Annotated in this window: 11 protein-coding genes; 7 read left to right on the top strand and 4 right to left on the bottom strand. The window is 73.6% G+C overall.

Going from position 1 to position 14,609, the window contains the following annotated elements; translation table 11 throughout:
- The first annotated feature begins 85 nt into the window (after window positions 1–85).
- From dnaK to OMK64_RS02370, 5 genes are all read left to right on the top strand, one after another.
- Window positions 86–1,951 carry a molecular chaperone DnaK gene (dnaK, locus tag OMK64_RS02390; RefSeq protein ID WP_272726371.1) on the top strand — a complete coding sequence of 622 codons (1,866 nt, stop codon included), beginning with the start codon at window positions 86–88 and terminating at the stop codon, window positions 1,949–1,951.
- The gene (locus OMK64_RS02385; protein WP_272726370.1) at window positions 1,948–2,601 is read left to right on the top strand and encodes a nucleotide exchange factor GrpE; all 654 of its coding nucleotides are present in this window, start codon (window positions 1,948–1,950) and stop codon (window positions 2,599–2,601) included. Before dnaK ends, OMK64_RS02385 begins: the two co-directional genes overlap by 4 nt.
- Window positions 2,602–2,629: 28 nt before the next feature.
- Window positions 2,630–3,622, top strand: coding sequence for a DnaJ C-terminal domain-containing protein (locus tag OMK64_RS02380; RefSeq protein ID WP_272726369.1), 993 nt, complete (start codon window positions 2,630–2,632; stop codon window positions 3,620–3,622).
- Window positions 3,623–3,713: 91 nt separating this feature from the next.
- Window positions 3,714–4,127, top strand: coding sequence for a heat shock protein transcriptional repressor HspR (locus tag OMK64_RS02375; protein WP_272726368.1), 414 nt, complete (start codon window positions 3,714–3,716; stop codon window positions 4,125–4,127).
- 293 nt (window positions 4,128–4,420) lie between these two features.
- Entirely contained in the window at window positions 4,421–5,878 is a 1,458-nt protein-coding gene (locus tag OMK64_RS02370) for an FGGY-family carbohydrate kinase (RefSeq protein ID WP_272726367.1), read from the top strand.
- Window positions 5,879–6,034: 156 nt separating this feature from the next.
- Here OMK64_RS02370 and OMK64_RS02365 read toward each other — a convergent pair whose 3' ends face one another.
- The 4 genes from OMK64_RS02365 to OMK64_RS02350 all read right to left on the bottom strand — a co-directional run bounded on the left by OMK64_RS02365 (window position 6,035) and on the right by OMK64_RS02350 (window position 10,179).
- A complete protein-coding gene (locus OMK64_RS02365; RefSeq protein ID WP_272726366.1) occupies window positions 6,035–6,901 on the bottom strand; it encodes a GNAT family N-acetyltransferase in 867 nt (288 codons plus the stop codon).
- 108 nt (window positions 6,902–7,009) lie between these two features.
- Window positions 7,010–8,686 carry a sensor histidine kinase gene (locus tag OMK64_RS02360; RefSeq protein ID WP_272726365.1) on the bottom strand — a complete coding sequence of 559 codons (1,677 nt, stop codon included), beginning with the start codon at window positions 8,684–8,686 and terminating at the stop codon, window positions 7,010–7,012.
- The gene (locus OMK64_RS02355) at window positions 8,683–9,417 is read right to left on the bottom strand and encodes a response regulator transcription factor (RefSeq protein ID WP_272726364.1); all 735 of its coding nucleotides are present in this window, start codon (window positions 9,415–9,417) and stop codon (window positions 8,683–8,685) included. The genes OMK64_RS02360 and OMK64_RS02355 overlap by 4 nt, the downstream gene beginning before the upstream one ends.
- Window positions 9,418–9,504: 87 nt before the next feature.
- On the bottom strand, window positions 9,505–10,179 hold the full coding sequence (locus tag OMK64_RS02350) for a TetR/AcrR family transcriptional regulator (RefSeq protein ID WP_374694053.1): 675 nt from the start codon (window positions 10,177–10,179) through the stop codon (window positions 9,505–9,507).
- 91 nt (window positions 10,180–10,270) lie between these two features.
- Between OMK64_RS02350 and OMK64_RS02345 the strand changes: the two genes are divergently transcribed.
- Together OMK64_RS02345 and OMK64_RS02340 are read left to right on the top strand one after the other, a co-directional pair.
- Window positions 10,271–12,802, top strand: a complete 2,532-nt coding sequence (locus OMK64_RS02345; protein WP_272726362.1) for a beta-d-glucosidase — start codon at window positions 10,271–10,273, stop codon at window positions 12,800–12,802.
- 57 nt (window positions 12,803–12,859) lie between these two features.
- Window positions 12,860–14,539: an ABC transporter substrate-binding protein gene (locus OMK64_RS02340; RefSeq protein WP_272726361.1), complete on the top strand. Its 1,680-nt coding sequence runs from the start codon at window positions 12,860–12,862 to the stop codon at window positions 14,537–14,539.
- The last annotated feature ends 70 nt before the right edge of the window (window positions 14,540–14,609 follow it).

The following is a 14,609-nucleotide window of genomic DNA, read 5'->3' as shown; positions in this document are numbered from 1 at the left end:
GAGCCCGGCGGACTCAAGAGTGGCCCGCTCGCAGCACCGCGACCAGGGCCCCGCAGACCCGGACAGCAGAAGGAAGGCACCACACATGGCACGAGCAGTCGGCATCGACCTCGGCACGACGAACTCCGTCGTCTCGGTCCTCGAGGGTGGCGAGCCCACGGTCATCGCCAACGCGGAGGGGTCGCGCACGACGCCGTCCGTCGTCGCGTTCTCCAAGACGGGCGAGGTGCTGGTCGGCGAGATCGCCAAGCGCCAGGCCGTCACGAACGTCGACCGGACCATCACGTCCGTCAAGCGCCACATGGGAACGGACTGGTCCGTCGCGATCGACGACAAGAAGTACACGGCGCAGGAGATCTCCGCGCGCGTGCTCTCCAAGCTCAAGCGTGACGCCGAGGCGTACCTGGGTGAGCCCGTCACCGACGCGGTCATCACGGTCCCGGCGTACTTCAACGACGCCGAGCGCCAGGCGACGAAGGACGCGGGCACCATCGCGGGCCTCAACGTCCTGCGCATCATCAACGAGCCCACCGCGGCGGCCCTGGCCTACGGCCTGGAGAAGGGCAAGGAGGACGAGCTCATCCTCGTCTTCGACCTCGGTGGCGGCACGTTCGACGTCTCCCTCCTCGAGGTGGGCAAGGACGACGACGGCTTCTCGACGATCGAGGTCCGCGCGACGTCCGGCGACAACCGCCTCGGCGGCGACGACTGGGACCAGCGCATCGTCGACCACCTTGTCTCCGAGGTGAAGAACACGACGGGCGTCGACCTGTCGAAGGACAAGATCGCCCTGCAGCGTCTGCGCGAGGCGGCAGAGCAGGCCAAGAAGGAGCTGTCGTCCGCGACGGCGACGAACATCTCGCTGCAGTACCTCTCCATGAGCGAGAACGGCCCGGTCCACCTGGACACCAAGCTCACGCGCGCGCAGTTCCAGCAGATGACGCAGGACCTGATCGACCGCACCAAGGCGCCGTTCCACGCGGTCATCCGCGACGCGGGCATCAAGCTCGACCAGATCGACCACGTCGTGCTCGTCGGCGGCTCGACCCGCATGCCCGCGGTGACCGAGGTCGTCAAGGAGCTCACGGGCGGGCAGGAGCCCAACAAGGGTGTCAACCCGGACGAGGTCGTCGCGGTCGGTGCCGCGCTGCAGGCCGGTGTCATGAAGGGCGACCGCAAGGACGTCCTGCTCATCGACGTCACGCCGCTGTCGCTCGGCATCGAGACCAAGGGCGGCGTCATGACGAAGCTCATCGAGCGCAACACGGCCATCCCGACCAAGCGCTCGGAGATCTTCTCGACGGCCGAGGACAACCAGCCGTCGGTCCTCATCCAGGTGTTCCAGGGCGAGCGCGAGTTCGCGCGGGACAACAAGCCGCTCGGCACGTTCGAGCTCACCGGCATCGCGCCGGCGCCGCGCGGCGTGCCGCAGATCGAGGTCACCTTCGACATCGACGCGAACGGCATCGTGCACGTGTCCGCCAAGGACCGCGGCACGGGCAAGGAGCAGTCGATGACGATCACCGGCGGGTCCGCCCTCCCCAAGGAGGACATCGACCGCATGGTGAAGGAGGCCGAGGAGCACGCGGCCGAGGACAAGAAGCGTCGCGACGACGCCGAGGCCCGCAACTCCGCCGAGCAGCTCGTCTACTCGACCGAGAAGCTCCTCGTCGACAACGCCGACAAGCTGCCCGACGACGTCAAGACCGACGTCCAGGCCGCCGTCGGCGAGCTGAAGACCGCGCTCGAGGGCACCGACGCCGAGGCCGTCAAGGCCAAGACGCAGCACCTCGCGACCGTCAGCCAGCGCATCGGCGAGGCGATCTACTCGCAGCAGCAGTCGGCCCCGGCCGACGCGGCCGGCGGCTCGGACAACCCGGGTGAGTCGACGACCTCCGACGAGGACGTCGTCGACGCCGAGATCGTCGACGACGAGGACGACAAGAAGTGACGAGCGAGAACGACCGTCCGGACGCGGGGTCGGGTCAGCCCGACCCCGCCGAGGGGCCCCGGTTCACCGACAAGCGGCGCATCGACCCGGAGACGGGCGAGGTGCGCCAGCCCACGCCCGAGGAGCAGGTGCTCGCCGACGCAGAATCGATCGTTCAGGGTGCTGGGTCTGAAGGTCGGGAGGAGGTCGTCCTGGAGGGCCTGATCGAGGCGCAGAAGCTCGCGGCCGAGCGGCTCGAGGAGCTGCAGCGCGCGCAGGCGGCGCACTACAACCTCGAGCAGCAGTACTCCGCGTACGTGAAGCGGTCCAAGGCCGAGGCCCTGGCCGCCCACGACCGGGGCGTCGCGTCGCTCGCGGAGGCGCTCATCCCGGTGCTCGACGACATCGAGCTGGCGCGCCAGCACGGCGACCTGTCCGGCCCGTTCCTGTCGATCGCCGAGAAGCTGACCACCACGCTCCAGCGCTTCGGCGTCGAGCAGTACGGTCAGGCCGGCGAGGCCTTCGACCCGGCGGTGCACGAGGCGCTCATGCACTCGCACTCCGCGGAGGTCACCGAGCCGACCGTGCAGATGGTGCTCCAGCACGGGTACCGCACGGCCGACCGGGTGCTTCGGGCGGCTCGCGTCGCCGTCGTCGACCCGGAGGGCTGACGATCATCACGACCAGGAGGGAGGCGCCGTGACCGGGCAGGACTGGCTCGAGAAGGACTTCTACGCGGTTCTCGGCGTCCCCAAGGACGCCGACGCCGCGACCATCAAGAAGGCGTACCGCAAGCTCGCGCGCAGCATGCACCCGGACCACAACCCGGGTGACGCGGCCGCGGAGGCGAAGTTCAAGGAGATCGGCGAGGCCTACGCGGTCCTGTCGGACACCGAGCAGCGCCAGCAGTACGACCAGCTGCGCGCCATGGCGGGCGGCGCCCGTTTCACGGCGGGCGGTCGCGGCGGCGGCAACGCCGGCTTCGAGGACCTGTTCGGCGGCATGTTCGGCGGGGCCAACGGTCCCGGCGGGCGCGTCCGCTACTCGACGTCCCCGGGGGCCGGTGGCGCCGGCGGGGCCGGGTTCGAGGACCTCCTGGGTGGGCTGTTCAACCAGGGCGGCTTCGGCGGCGCGCGCGGACCGCAGCAGGGCGCCGACCTGGCCGCCGAGGTGACGCTGCCGTTCCGGCAGGCCACCGAGGGCTCGACCGTGGGGCTCACCGTCGAGGGCCGCTCGTTCACCGCGCGCATCCCCGCGGGCGTGCGCGACGGCCAGAAGATCCGGCTGCCCCGCAAGGGTCGGCCCGGTGAGGCGGGCGGGCCGCCCGGTGATCTCGTCGTCACCGTGCACGTCACGCCGCACCCGGTGTTCTCGTCGGACGGCCCCAACCTGCGGGTGACCGTGCCGGTCGCGTTCGACGAGGCCGCGCTCGGCGCGACCATCGAGGTGCCGACGCTCGACGGCGGGACCGTCAAGGTTCGCGTGCCCGAGGGCACGCCCTCGGGCCGGGTGCTGCGGGTCAAGGGCAAGGGCATCACCACGCCGAAGGGCGTGGGCGACCTGCTCGTCACGGTGCAGGTCGTCGTGCCGCAGCGGCTGTCCGCCGCGGCGCGCGAGGCGGTGCAGGCGTTCGGCATCGCGACGTCCGGCGAGGACGTCCGGGCCGACCTGCTGGACGCCGCGAGGAAGTGAGCCGACGGGGTGTCGGGCTGGCCGACGAGCCGCCCGGCACCCCGCACGCACGTGGAGCCGCGCGACGCGGGAGAGGTGGTGAGGTGACGTGGTGTCGGACGACGCGAAGGTCTACGTGATCTCGGTCGCCGCCGAGCTCGCGGGCATGCACCCGCAGACGCTCCGCCAGTACGACCGGCTGGGCCTGGTGTCCCCGGGCCGGACCAGCGGCCGTGGTCGCCGGTACTCGCTGCGGGACATCGCCACGCTGCGCGAGGTGCAGCGGCTCTCGCAGGACGAGGGCGTCAACCTCGCGGGGATCAAGCGCATCCTCGAGCTCGAGGCCGAGGTCGAGGGGCTGCGCCGGCAGGTCGAGTACCTGCGCGCGTTCGTCGAGCCCGGCCGACGCGTCTTCACGGCCGACCCGCGCGGCGACGTCGTCGCCGTCCAGCGCTCGGTCCGCGAGACCCGCCGCCGCCCGAGCCAGGACACCGGCGCCCTGGTCCTCTGGCGCCCCCGCTCCTGACCCCGGGCCACCCCGGTCTGGGCCCGCGGCCCGTCACCGGGTGCCGAGCGTCACCCGGTCCGGGGTTCGCCAGGGGGTGTCGGGTTCGTCAGCTCGTGTCGAGTTCGTCAGCTCGGACCGACGAACTGGGCCCGACCTGACGAACTCGGTGGGGTCGGTCGTGCCGCGAGCGACATCCGCTCCGAACAGAGACATGGATGTCTCGCTCTCGGCGGGAGGTTGCGTCCGCGGCCGAGGCGCCCCCGGTCGCCCGACGGTCCCCGGCGACCGTGCGGATCGGTGAGGATGGCCGGGTGCTGACCGCGCTCGGGGTGGACGTCGGGACCACCAACACCAAGGTCGCGCTCGTCGACGTCACCGGGCCGCGCGTGCTCGCGGTCGCGTCGGCACCGACCCCGCCGCCGCGCCATGCCGCCGACGTCCTCGCCGGTCTCGTCGCGCGTGTGCTGCCCGCCGGACCCGCCCCGGTCGCGGTCGGGATCGCGTCGATGGCGGAGACGGGCGTCCCGCTCGGGCCCGACGGCACCCCGCGCGGCGACTGGCTGCGCTGGGACGGCCACCGCGCGGGCGTCGAGGCCGACGCGCTCGCGGCCCGCATCGGCCGCGCCGACCTGTTCGCCGCGACCGGCGTCCGCACGAGCGCGAAGATCCCGCTCGCGACGTGGGAGTGGCTGCGCACGCACGACGCCGAGGCGCTGCACACGCGCGGCGGTGCGGGCGCCGTGGGCCGCTGGGCGGGAGCGGCGGACCTCGTCGGGCTGCTGCTCACCGGCCGGCTCGCGACGGACCACACGCTCGCCGGGCGCACGGGCGCCTACCGGCTCGGGCGACCGGGCGACCTCCCGACCGCGTTCGACGCCGACCTGCTGGCCGAGGTGGGACTGCGCCCGTCGCAGGTGCCGGAGGTGCTGGCGCCGGGGGAGCTGCTCGGAGGGGTCGTCGACGGTCGGTCCACCGCCGCCGGCCTGGCGCGCGGCACGCCCGTGACGGTCGCCGGTCACGACCACCCGGTCGGCACGTGGGCCGCAGGCGTGCGCCGGCCGGGCGAGGCGGCCGACTCGGTGGGCACGGCGGAGGCGGTCTGCACGCTGATCGACGGCGACCCCGACCCGGAACCGGTCCGCACGGCGGGGATGAGCCTGGTCCGGACGGTCACGGGCGAGCACGCGGCGCTCCTCGCGGGCTCGTCGAGCGCCGGTGCCGCGGTCGCGTGGTGGCTGCGCACGTACGCGCCCGACGCCGACCTCACCGCGCTCATGGCGGAGGTCGTGGCGCTGGGCGACGTCCCGCTCGACGTGCTCGTCCTGCCGTACGTCGCGGGTCGGCAGACCCCCGCACCCGATCCCGCCGCCACGCCGTCGGTCGTGGGCGACCTGTCCGGTCGCACGCCGGCGGAGGGTCTGCACGCGCTGCTGGCCGGGCTCGCGCTCCAGGCGCGCTGGATGCTCGAGGAGCAGGGGCGTCTGGCCGGCGGAGCGGCGCCGAGCTCCGTGGCGGTGCTCGGCGGGCCGATGTCCGCCAACCCCGCGTGGCTGCGGCTCAAGGCCCGCGTCGGCTCGTCGCCGTTGCGGCTCGTCGCCGAGCGCGAGCCCGTCGCTGCCGGGGCTGCCCTGCTCGCGGCGCTCCGCACCGGGGCGCTCGACGACGCGCCGGCCCTCGCGTCGCAGCCCGTCGTGGCCGTGCGTCGCACCGGCGACGAGCAGGCGTTCGCGCGGTTCGTCGACGCGGCGCTGCTCCCGTCGACCGCCTGACGACCGGCTCGGGTCGGCGTCGACGTCGACGACGTGAGTCGCGCGTCGGCGCCCGCGACGACCGGGCTCTCCCGGAGGTCCTCCGTGTCGACCGTCGAGACCTCCCACGCGCCGGGGCTTCCAGGTGTCGACGAGAGGGGCCCGGGTGGGCGGTGATCAGGCGTCGCGCGAGCGGTCGAGCCGCTCGGGGAGCCGACGGAAGCCGGCCGACGCGTACGTCGCGACGGCCGAGGTCAGGGAGGTCGGGGTGCACACGAGCGCGCTCGACGCACCGCGCCGGCGCAGCTCTGCGGCCGCCGCGAGGCAGATGCTCCGTCCGTACCCCCGGCCGCGGTGGTCGGCGTGGACGCCCATCGGCTCGAGCAGCCCCGGGCGTCCCGGTCCGGCCGACCACACCGTGACCCCCGCGACCGGGAGGCCCGCCGCGTCCCGGGCGAGCAGGCACCACGCGTCGGCGAACGCCGGTCCCGCCGCCATCACGCGCCACCGCTCGTCGGTGAACGTCGTCGTGCCCCACGCCGAGCGGTGCACCGCCGTGAAGGCGGACTCCCGGCCGGGCTCGACGAGCTCGACGCGCAGGTCCGGGGCCTCCACCGGAGCGACGAGGTCGCGCCGCAGCGGCGTCCACGCCTCGCCCTCGTGCCAGCCCGCATCGGTCAGCGCGGCGTGGAGGCTCGTGCCGTTCGGCGCCTCGACCGACGCGGCGCCGGTCGGCAGGACGCCGCGCTCCGGGTCCGACGCGTCGTCGACGACCTCGCGTGCGAGCTCGTCGTCATGCCAGGCACGCGGGGCGACGGTCGCGCGGAGGACCTGCGGACCGTCGAGGAAGCCGATCGTGAGGATCTCCCCGTCCCTCGTCCACGTCCGCAGGGCTCGCGCCACCGCCTCCTCACCGAACCGCCAGTACCAGCCGAGGTCGCCCGGGTGGAGCTGCACCGGCGCTGCGTCGTCCTGCCACGTGCGCAGGGCGCGGAGCACGTCGGGCAGGTCGCTGGTCGTCGGGGTGCTGAGGACGGTCCTCAACGCGGACCCCCGTCGTGCGGCAGCGCCCGCCCGTGGCTCGACCGCCACGTCGTCGCACGTCCCAGATCCACCCGACGACCGTAGCGACCGCGCGCCGCGCGAGGGCCGTCAGGCGTCGACGAGCACGGGCGACGGCGCTGTCCGCGCGGAGGCGCCGTCGGGTGGGGCGGCGGGGAGGCGGACCCGGAAGGTCGTCCCGCCGCCGGCGGTCTCGTCGACGGTGAGGGTGCCGCCGTGGGCGGTGACGACGGCGTGCGCGATGGACAGGCCGAGGCCGGTCGAGCCGGCGGCGCGGTTGCGGGAGGCGTCGCCGCGGACGAACCGCTCGAAGAGCCGGTCGCGCAGGTCGGCGGGGATGCCGGGACCGTCGTCGACGACGTCGAGCACCACGTCGGAGCCGCGACGGGCCACGCGCACGGTGACCGACGTGCCCGCGGGCGTGTGCAGACGCGCGTTCGACAGGAGGTTGGCCAGCACCTGGCGGAGGCGGTGGTCGTCGCCGACGACGACGGCGCCCGGCTCGTCGGTGGTGCCGCCGTCCGCGTCGTCGCCCGGCAGGCCGGACAGGTCGAGGGCCCACGCGTGGTCCGGGCCGGCGGCGTGCGCGTCGGTGACGGCGTCGACGGCGAGCATCGCGAGGTCGACGGGCTCGGACTCGAGCGGGCGACCCGCGTCGAGGCGCGCGAGCAGCAGCATGTCCTCGACGAGCGCGGTCATGCGCTGCGACTCGGACTCGACACGGCTCATCGCGACCAGGGCCTCGGGCGGGAGGTCGTCGGGCAGGCGGCGGACGAGCTCGGCGTAGCCGCGGATCGACGCGAGCGGCGTGCGCAGCTCGTGCGACGCGTCGGCGACGAACTGCCGGACCTGCGACTCGGACGCGTGCCGGGCGGCGAGCGCGCCCTCGACGTGCCCGAGCAGCCGGTTGAGCGCGGCGCCGACGGACCCGACCTCGGTCGCGGTGTCGGTGTCGGCGGCGGGGACGCGGTCGGCGAGCACGACCTCGCCGCGGTCGAGGGGGAGACGCGAGACGCGCGCAGCGGTCGCGGCGACGCGCGTGAGGGGGCGCAGCTCGCGGCGCACGAGGACGAGCCCGGCGGCGGCTGCGCCGAGCACGGCGATCAGCGCGACGACGCCGACCATCAGCATGTAGGTCGTGAGGGTCCTGGTCACGGACGCGGTCGGCATCGCGGTGACGGCCACGTCGCCGCCGGGCAGGACCGACACCGCCGCGCGGTACTCGCCGACCCCGGCGAGGTCGACGTCGCGGATCCGGCCGTCGTGCGGCAGGTCGAGCAGGGCCGCGACGGCCTCGGTCGGGACGACGCGCTGCTCACCGGAGGGGAGCAGGTAGGCCGCGGTGACGTCGTCGGCGCTCCGCCCGGGCTCGACGGCGAAGCTCACGGTGCCGACCACCTGGCCGGGCAGACCGGCGGGCGGAGCCTCCGTCGGGAGGCGGTGGAGGACGACGTCGCCGCCGGACGAGGCGCCCGCGCCGACGGGGCCGTCGCCGGACCACATCATGAAGCGGTTGTGCGCGCCCTGGAGGTCGTCGTCGAGCTGGTCGACGAGCGACCCGCGCAGCGCGATCGTCGTGAGGCCGCCGATCGCCACCGCGACGACCGCGACGAGCGCGACGACGAGCGCGACGAGCCGCCGCCGCAGCGTCCACCGGGGGCGGGGGAGCGCGCCGGTCGCGCGGTCGCGCAGCGCCGTCGTCCGGCCGCGCAGCCGCGCGACGAGCCCGGCCGACGGGCGCCGCGCGCCAGGGCGGGTCGTGGTCACGCGGGCTTCAGCACGTACCCGACGCCGCGCAGCGTGTGCAGCATCGGGGTGCGGCCCTTGTCGATCTTGCGGCGCAGGTAGGAGACGTAGAGCTCGACGATGTTCGCCTGCCCGCCGAAGTCGTACTGCCACACGCGGTCGAGGATCTGCGCCTTGGACAGCACGCGCTTGGGGTTGCGCATGAAGTAGCGCAGCAGCTCGAACTCGGTCGCGGTGAGGCGGATGTCGTCGCCGCCGCGGGTGACCTCGTGCGAGTCCTCGTCGAGCGTGAGGTCGCCGACGCGGAGCACGGCCTCCTCGCGCGCGGACACGGCACCGGCGCGGCGCAGGAGCGAGCGGAGGCGCGCGACGACCTCCTCGAGGCTGAACGGCTTGGTGACGTAGTCGTCGCCGCCCGCGGTGAGGCCGGTGATGCGGTCCTCGACGGCGTCCTTCGCGGTGAGGAACAGCACGGGCACGTGCGGGTGCGTCGCGCGGATGCGGCGCAGCACCTCGAGGCCGGTGAGGTCGGGCAGCATGACGTCGAGCACGATGACGTCGGGCGTCGACGCCTTGGCCTGACGGACCGCGGCGTGCCCGGTGAGCGCGTGCTCGACGGTCCAGCCCTCGTAGCGCAGGGCGGTGGACAGGAGCTCGGCGAGGGTGGGCTCGTCATCGACGACGAGCGCCCGGACGGGGGAACCGTCGGCGCGGGTGAGGGTGTCGGGCCGGCGCAGGGTCGAGGTCGTCATGACCCGATCGTCGGTGCGCGACCTTGGCCGGCGCTGAAGCGTCCCTGTGAATCTCCTGAGCGCGGCCGGTGCCGGCAGACCCGCAGGTCAGCGCAGCGGGTGCGGCCTCCCGGTGCCGGCGAGGGCGGCGCTGAGGATCGCCTCGATCGCGAACGCGGTGGACTCGGACAGGTCGACGGCGTCGTCGAGCAGCCACTGGACCTGCAGGCCGTCCATGACGCCGATGATCGCGCTCGCGGCGCGCTCGGCGGTCTCGCGGTCGACGTCGGGCCCGCCCACCTCGCCGATCGCGTCGGCGATCTCGCCGCGCAGGACGCTGAAGCGGTGCGTGACCCAGCCGCGCGCGGGGTGGTTCTCGGTGACGGACTCGCCGGTCAGGACGGTGTAGCCCTGGACGATGCCGCGCCGGTCGGCGTTCATCCGCGCGGTCCGCACGAGGTGCCGGAAGAGCTCGATCCCGCCGGGGATGTGCTGACCCTCGAGGTCGCGGACGTCCTCCTTGTCGCGGTACTCGAGGACCTCGACGAGCAGCTGCTCCTTGGACCCGAAGTGGTGCAGGACGCCCGCGTGCGTGATGCCCACCTGCTCGGCGACCTCGGCGAGGGACCCGGTCTTGTAGCCCTTGGAGCCGAAGGTGTGCGCGGCGGCGCGCAGGATCTCCGCGCGGCGCTCGGCGGTGGCCTGCCGCGGTCGGCGGGTGCGCTTGGCGGGCGCGGGGGAGCCCGTCCCGGGGGTGACGGCGTCGTCCATGGCCGAAACCATACTGTGACCTACCGACTTACTAACAAGTCAGTAAGTTGTGCTTGACTGCGCATCGACGGCAACGACGACGTCCGGACGGAGAGAACATCCCGTGTCGACCGACACCACCGCGGCCACCCGGCCCGACGCCCACCTCGACGGGCTGCTGCGGCAGCTCACGACCGAGGAGAAGGTGCGTCTGGTCGTCGGGGCGGGCCTGTGGTCCACGACCCCGATCGAGCGCATCGGCCTGCGCGCGATGCACGTCTCCGACGGCCCCGCCGGCGTGCGTGGCGTGAGCGACGACCCCACCGAGACGGCCGCGTCGTTCCCCGCCCCGAGCGCGCTCGCCGCGACGTGGGACGTCGACCTCGCCGACGAGGTCGGCACGCTGTTCGCCGCCGAGGCGCGCCGGCACGGCGTCGACGTCGTCCTCGCCCCGCAGGTGAACCTCCAGCGCACGCCCGTCGGCGGCCGGCACTTCGAGTGCTACTCCGAGGACCCCGTCCTCACCGGCGAGATCGCCGTGCACGTCGTGCGCAGCGCGCAGGACCGCGGCGTCGGCATGTGCGTCAAGCACTTCGTCGCGAACGACTCCGAGACCGAGCGCACCACCTACCTGTCCCGCGTCGACGAGCGCACGCTGCGCGAGGTCTACCTCGCACCCTTCGAGCGGCTGGTCCGCGAGGCGCGCGCGTGGTCCGTCATGGGCGCGTACTCCGGCGTCGACGACGGCACCACCGCCGCGCCCGTCCTCGAGCACCGACCGCTGCTCACCGGCGTGCTCAAGGACGAGTGGGGCTTCGACGGGGTCGTCGTGTCCGACTGGGTCGCGACCAACACCGTCGAGAAGGCCGCGTACGGCGGGCTCGACCTGCAGATGCCCGGCCCCGACGGGCCGTGGGGCGACGGGCTGCTCGACGCGGTCCGCGCGCGCCGGGTCAGCGAGGCCGTGCTCGACGACAAGGTGCTGCGGATCCTGCGCCTCGCGCAGCGGGTGGGCGCGCTCGACGGGGTCGACGCCGCGGGCGAGCGCCGCGACGAGGTCGCCGACGTCGACGTGCGCGGCACGCTGCGCCGGCTCGTCGGCCGCTCGATGGTCGTGCTCCGCGACGAGGAGTACGCCCTCCCGCTCGCCGCCGACGACGTCCGCCGCATCGCGCTGCTCGGCCCGAACGCCGTGAGCCCGTTCGTGCAGGGAGGGGGCTCCGCGTACGTCCGGCCGGAGCGCTCGTCGACCCCGCGCGACGCCCTCACCAGCGCCTTCGCCGGTGCGCACGTCGACGTGCACCCCGGTGCCGTGTCCCGCCTGCTGCCGCCGCAGCTCGACCTCGCGGGCCGCTGCACGACGCCCGGGGGCGACGCCGGCGTGCTCGTCGAGCTGCTCGACGCCGACGGGACCCTCCTCGACGCGCACACCACCACGACGTGGGGCGGCTGGCTGCGCGACGTCCGCGACGACGCCGTGACCGTCCGCCTGCGCACCACGGTCCGGCTCGACGAGCCCGGCCGGCACGAGGTCGGCGTCGGGACCGTCGGACGGCACCTCATCGCGATCGGCGGGCAGGTCGTCTCGACCGGCGACCAGGTCGTCGGTGCCGAGGTCATCCTCGACTCGTCGGTCAACCAGCCCGTCCCCGCGACGCTCGTCCTCGACGTGACCGAGCCGACGACCGTCGAGGTGGACGCGCACGTGCAGGCCGTGCACCCCGTCGGGTACGCGTCGTTCGCGCGCGCCGAGCTCGTGCACCGCGTGCCCGGCACGTCGCCCGACGAGCTGCTCGCCGACGCCGTCGCTGCCGCCGAGGCCGCGGACCTCGCGGTCGTCGTCGTCGGCACCAACGAGGAGATCGAGTCCGAGGGGTACGACCGCACGAGCCTCGCGCTGCCCGGCACGCAGGACCAGCTCGTCAAGGCCGTGCTCGCCGCCAACCCGCGCACGGTCGTCGTGGTCAACGCCGGTGCACCGGTGCTGCTGCCGTGGCTCGACGAGGTGCCGTGCGTCGTGTGGGCGTGGCTCGGCGGGCAGGAGTGGCCCGAGGCGCTCGCGGACGTGCTGACCGGCGTGACCGAGCCGTCGGGACGTCTGCCGTGGACGCTGCCCGCGCACGAGGACGACGTGCCCGTGCCCGACGCGGTCCCCGTCGGTGGCGTGGTCGAGTACCACGAAGGCGTGCACGTCGGGTACCGGTCGTGGCTGCGGCTCGGCCGGACGCCCGCGGCGCCCTTCGGGCACGGGCTCGGGTGGACCACGTGGGAGCACGAGTCGGCCCTGCTCGCCGGCACCTCGGCGGACGGCGGCCTCGACCTCGACGTCACCGTCGTCAACACCGGACCCCGCGCCGGGCGCGAGGTCGTCCAGGTCTACGTCGAGCCCCCGACCGGGGCCACCGACCAGACCTCCGCCACCGCCAGCCCGGACCGCCCGGTCCGCTGGCTCGGCGGCTTCACCGTCGTGCACGCCGCCCCCGGCGAGCGCACGACCGCCCGGGTGCACGTGCGCGCCGACGCGCTGCGCACCTGGGACACCGCAGGCCACGGCTGGGTCACCCCCGCCGGGACGTACACGCTCCGCGTCGGTCGCTCCTCGGGCGACCTGCGCCTCACGGTCGACGTCGACATCCCGTCGTCGGCCGCCCCCTGATCCCACAGCGCAGCACCGCAGGACCCCACAACCAGCAGTCAGTGCAAGGAGGCACTCGTGAGAACGCGCAAGCTCGCAACGATGGTGGCCGGTGTCGCGACCGTCGCGCTGCTCGCCACCGCCTGCTCGGGCGGCGGCGGCACGTCGGACGACAGCACCGGCGGTGACGGTGCCGTCCTGACGGTCGGCATGCCGAACGGCCCGCAGAACGAGAACCAGAGCCCGCTGATCCCGACGGGCTCGGCGGCGAAGTCGCTCGGCTACGCCTGGGTGATCTACGAGTCGCTCATGCAGGTCAACGACGTGAACCCGCTCGAGGACCCCGAGCCGTGGCTCGCGGAGTCGGTCGAGTGGAACGACGACTACACGGCCGCGACGATCACCCCGCGCGACGGCGTGAAGTGGTCGGACGGCGAGGAGTTCACGGCGGACGACGTCGCGTTCACGCTGCAGCTGCTCATCGACTACCCGGCGATCAACAACAACTTCCCCGACCAGATCGAGAAGGTCGAGAACGCCGACGGCAAGGTGACGATCACGTTCACCGAGTCGCAGTACGTCAACCAGGTCAAGCTGCTCCAGCAGGTGATCGTCCCCGAGCACATCTGGAAGGACGAGGACCCGACGACGTTCACGGACACCGAGCCCGTCGGCACGGGCCCGTACCTGCTCGACACCTGGACGCCGCAGGCCGCGACGCTCGTGCCGAACCCCGACTACTGGGGCGGCGAGCCGAAGGTCGCGAAGCTGCAGTACTCGTCCTACAACGACAACAACGCGCTCACGACGGCCCTCACGACGGGTGAGGCACAGTGGGGCTGGACGTTCATCGCGGACTACGAGGACGTTTTCATCGCGAAGGACCCCGACCACAACCACCAGGTCGCGGGCGGCGGATTCGGCTCCGACATCCTGTTCCTCAACAACGAGACGAAGCCGTTCAACGACGTCGCGTTCCGCAAGGCGCTCAACCTGGTCGTCGACCGGGCGCAGATCTCCGAGCTCGCGGGCTCGGGCGTGTGGCCCGTCATCGACTCGGTGACCGGCATGCCGATGCCGTCGGGCGAGCAGTACCTCGCGCCCGACCTCAAGGGCGAGGAGCTGAAGGTCGACGTCGACGAGGCGAAGCAGATCCTCACGGACGCCGGCTATACGTGGAACGGGTCGGACAAGCTCGTCGACCCGGACGGCGAGGTCGTGACGTTCGAGCTGGTCAACCCGGCCGGCTGGAACGACTACCTGACGGCGCTCGACCTCATCAAGACGAGCGCGGCCGAGCTCGGCGTCGACGCGACGGTGAACGCCGCGAACCAGGACGCCTGGTTCAACGACATCATCCCGTTCGGCAACTTCCAGGCGACGCTGCACTGGACCGACGGCGGCGCGACCCCGTGGAACATGTACGCCAACCTCATGGACGGCAACTCGTACGTGCCGCTCGGCGAGACGGCGACGTGGAACTTCGGCCGGTACAAGAACGACGCCGTGACGCAGGCCCTCGCCGACTTCAAGGGCGCGTCCGACGACGCCGCGCGGCAGACCGCGATCGAGACGATCCAGAAGGCGTACGTCGAGGACGTGCCCGGCCTGGTCATCTGGTCGCGCCCGGCCGTCGCGCAGTACTCGACGAAGAACTACACCGGCTTCCCGACGGCCGACGACCTGTACGCGAACCCGCAGCCGACGGGTCCGCAGGCGGCGCGGATCGTCATGAACCTGGAGCCGACGCAGGACTGACCGACCCGGCCCCCGGGGCGGCGGACTCCACGCCGTCGCCCCGGGGCCACCCCTCGTCGACCTTCCACCA

It is taken from the genome of Cellulomonas fimi (assembly GCF_028527925.1).
Taxonomy (GTDB): domain Bacteria; phylum Actinomycetota; class Actinomycetes; order Actinomycetales; family Cellulomonadaceae; genus Cellulomonas; species Cellulomonas fimi_C.
This window is presented reverse-complemented; position numbering and strand designations above follow the sequence as displayed.

Excerpts from the sequence above, each read along its gene's own strand:
- dnaK (WP_272726371.1), top strand. The coding sequence starts at position 86 with ATGGCACGAGCAGTCGGCATCGACCTCGGCACGACGAACTCCGTCGTC.
- OMK64_RS02355 (WP_272726364.1), bottom strand. The coding sequence starts at position 9,417 with ATGACGACCTCGACCCTGCGCCGGCCCGACACCCTCACCCGCGCCGAC.
- OMK64_RS02350 (WP_374694053.1), bottom strand. The coding sequence starts at position 10,179 with ATGGTTTCGGCCATGGACGACGCCGTCACCCCCGGGACGGGCTCCCCC.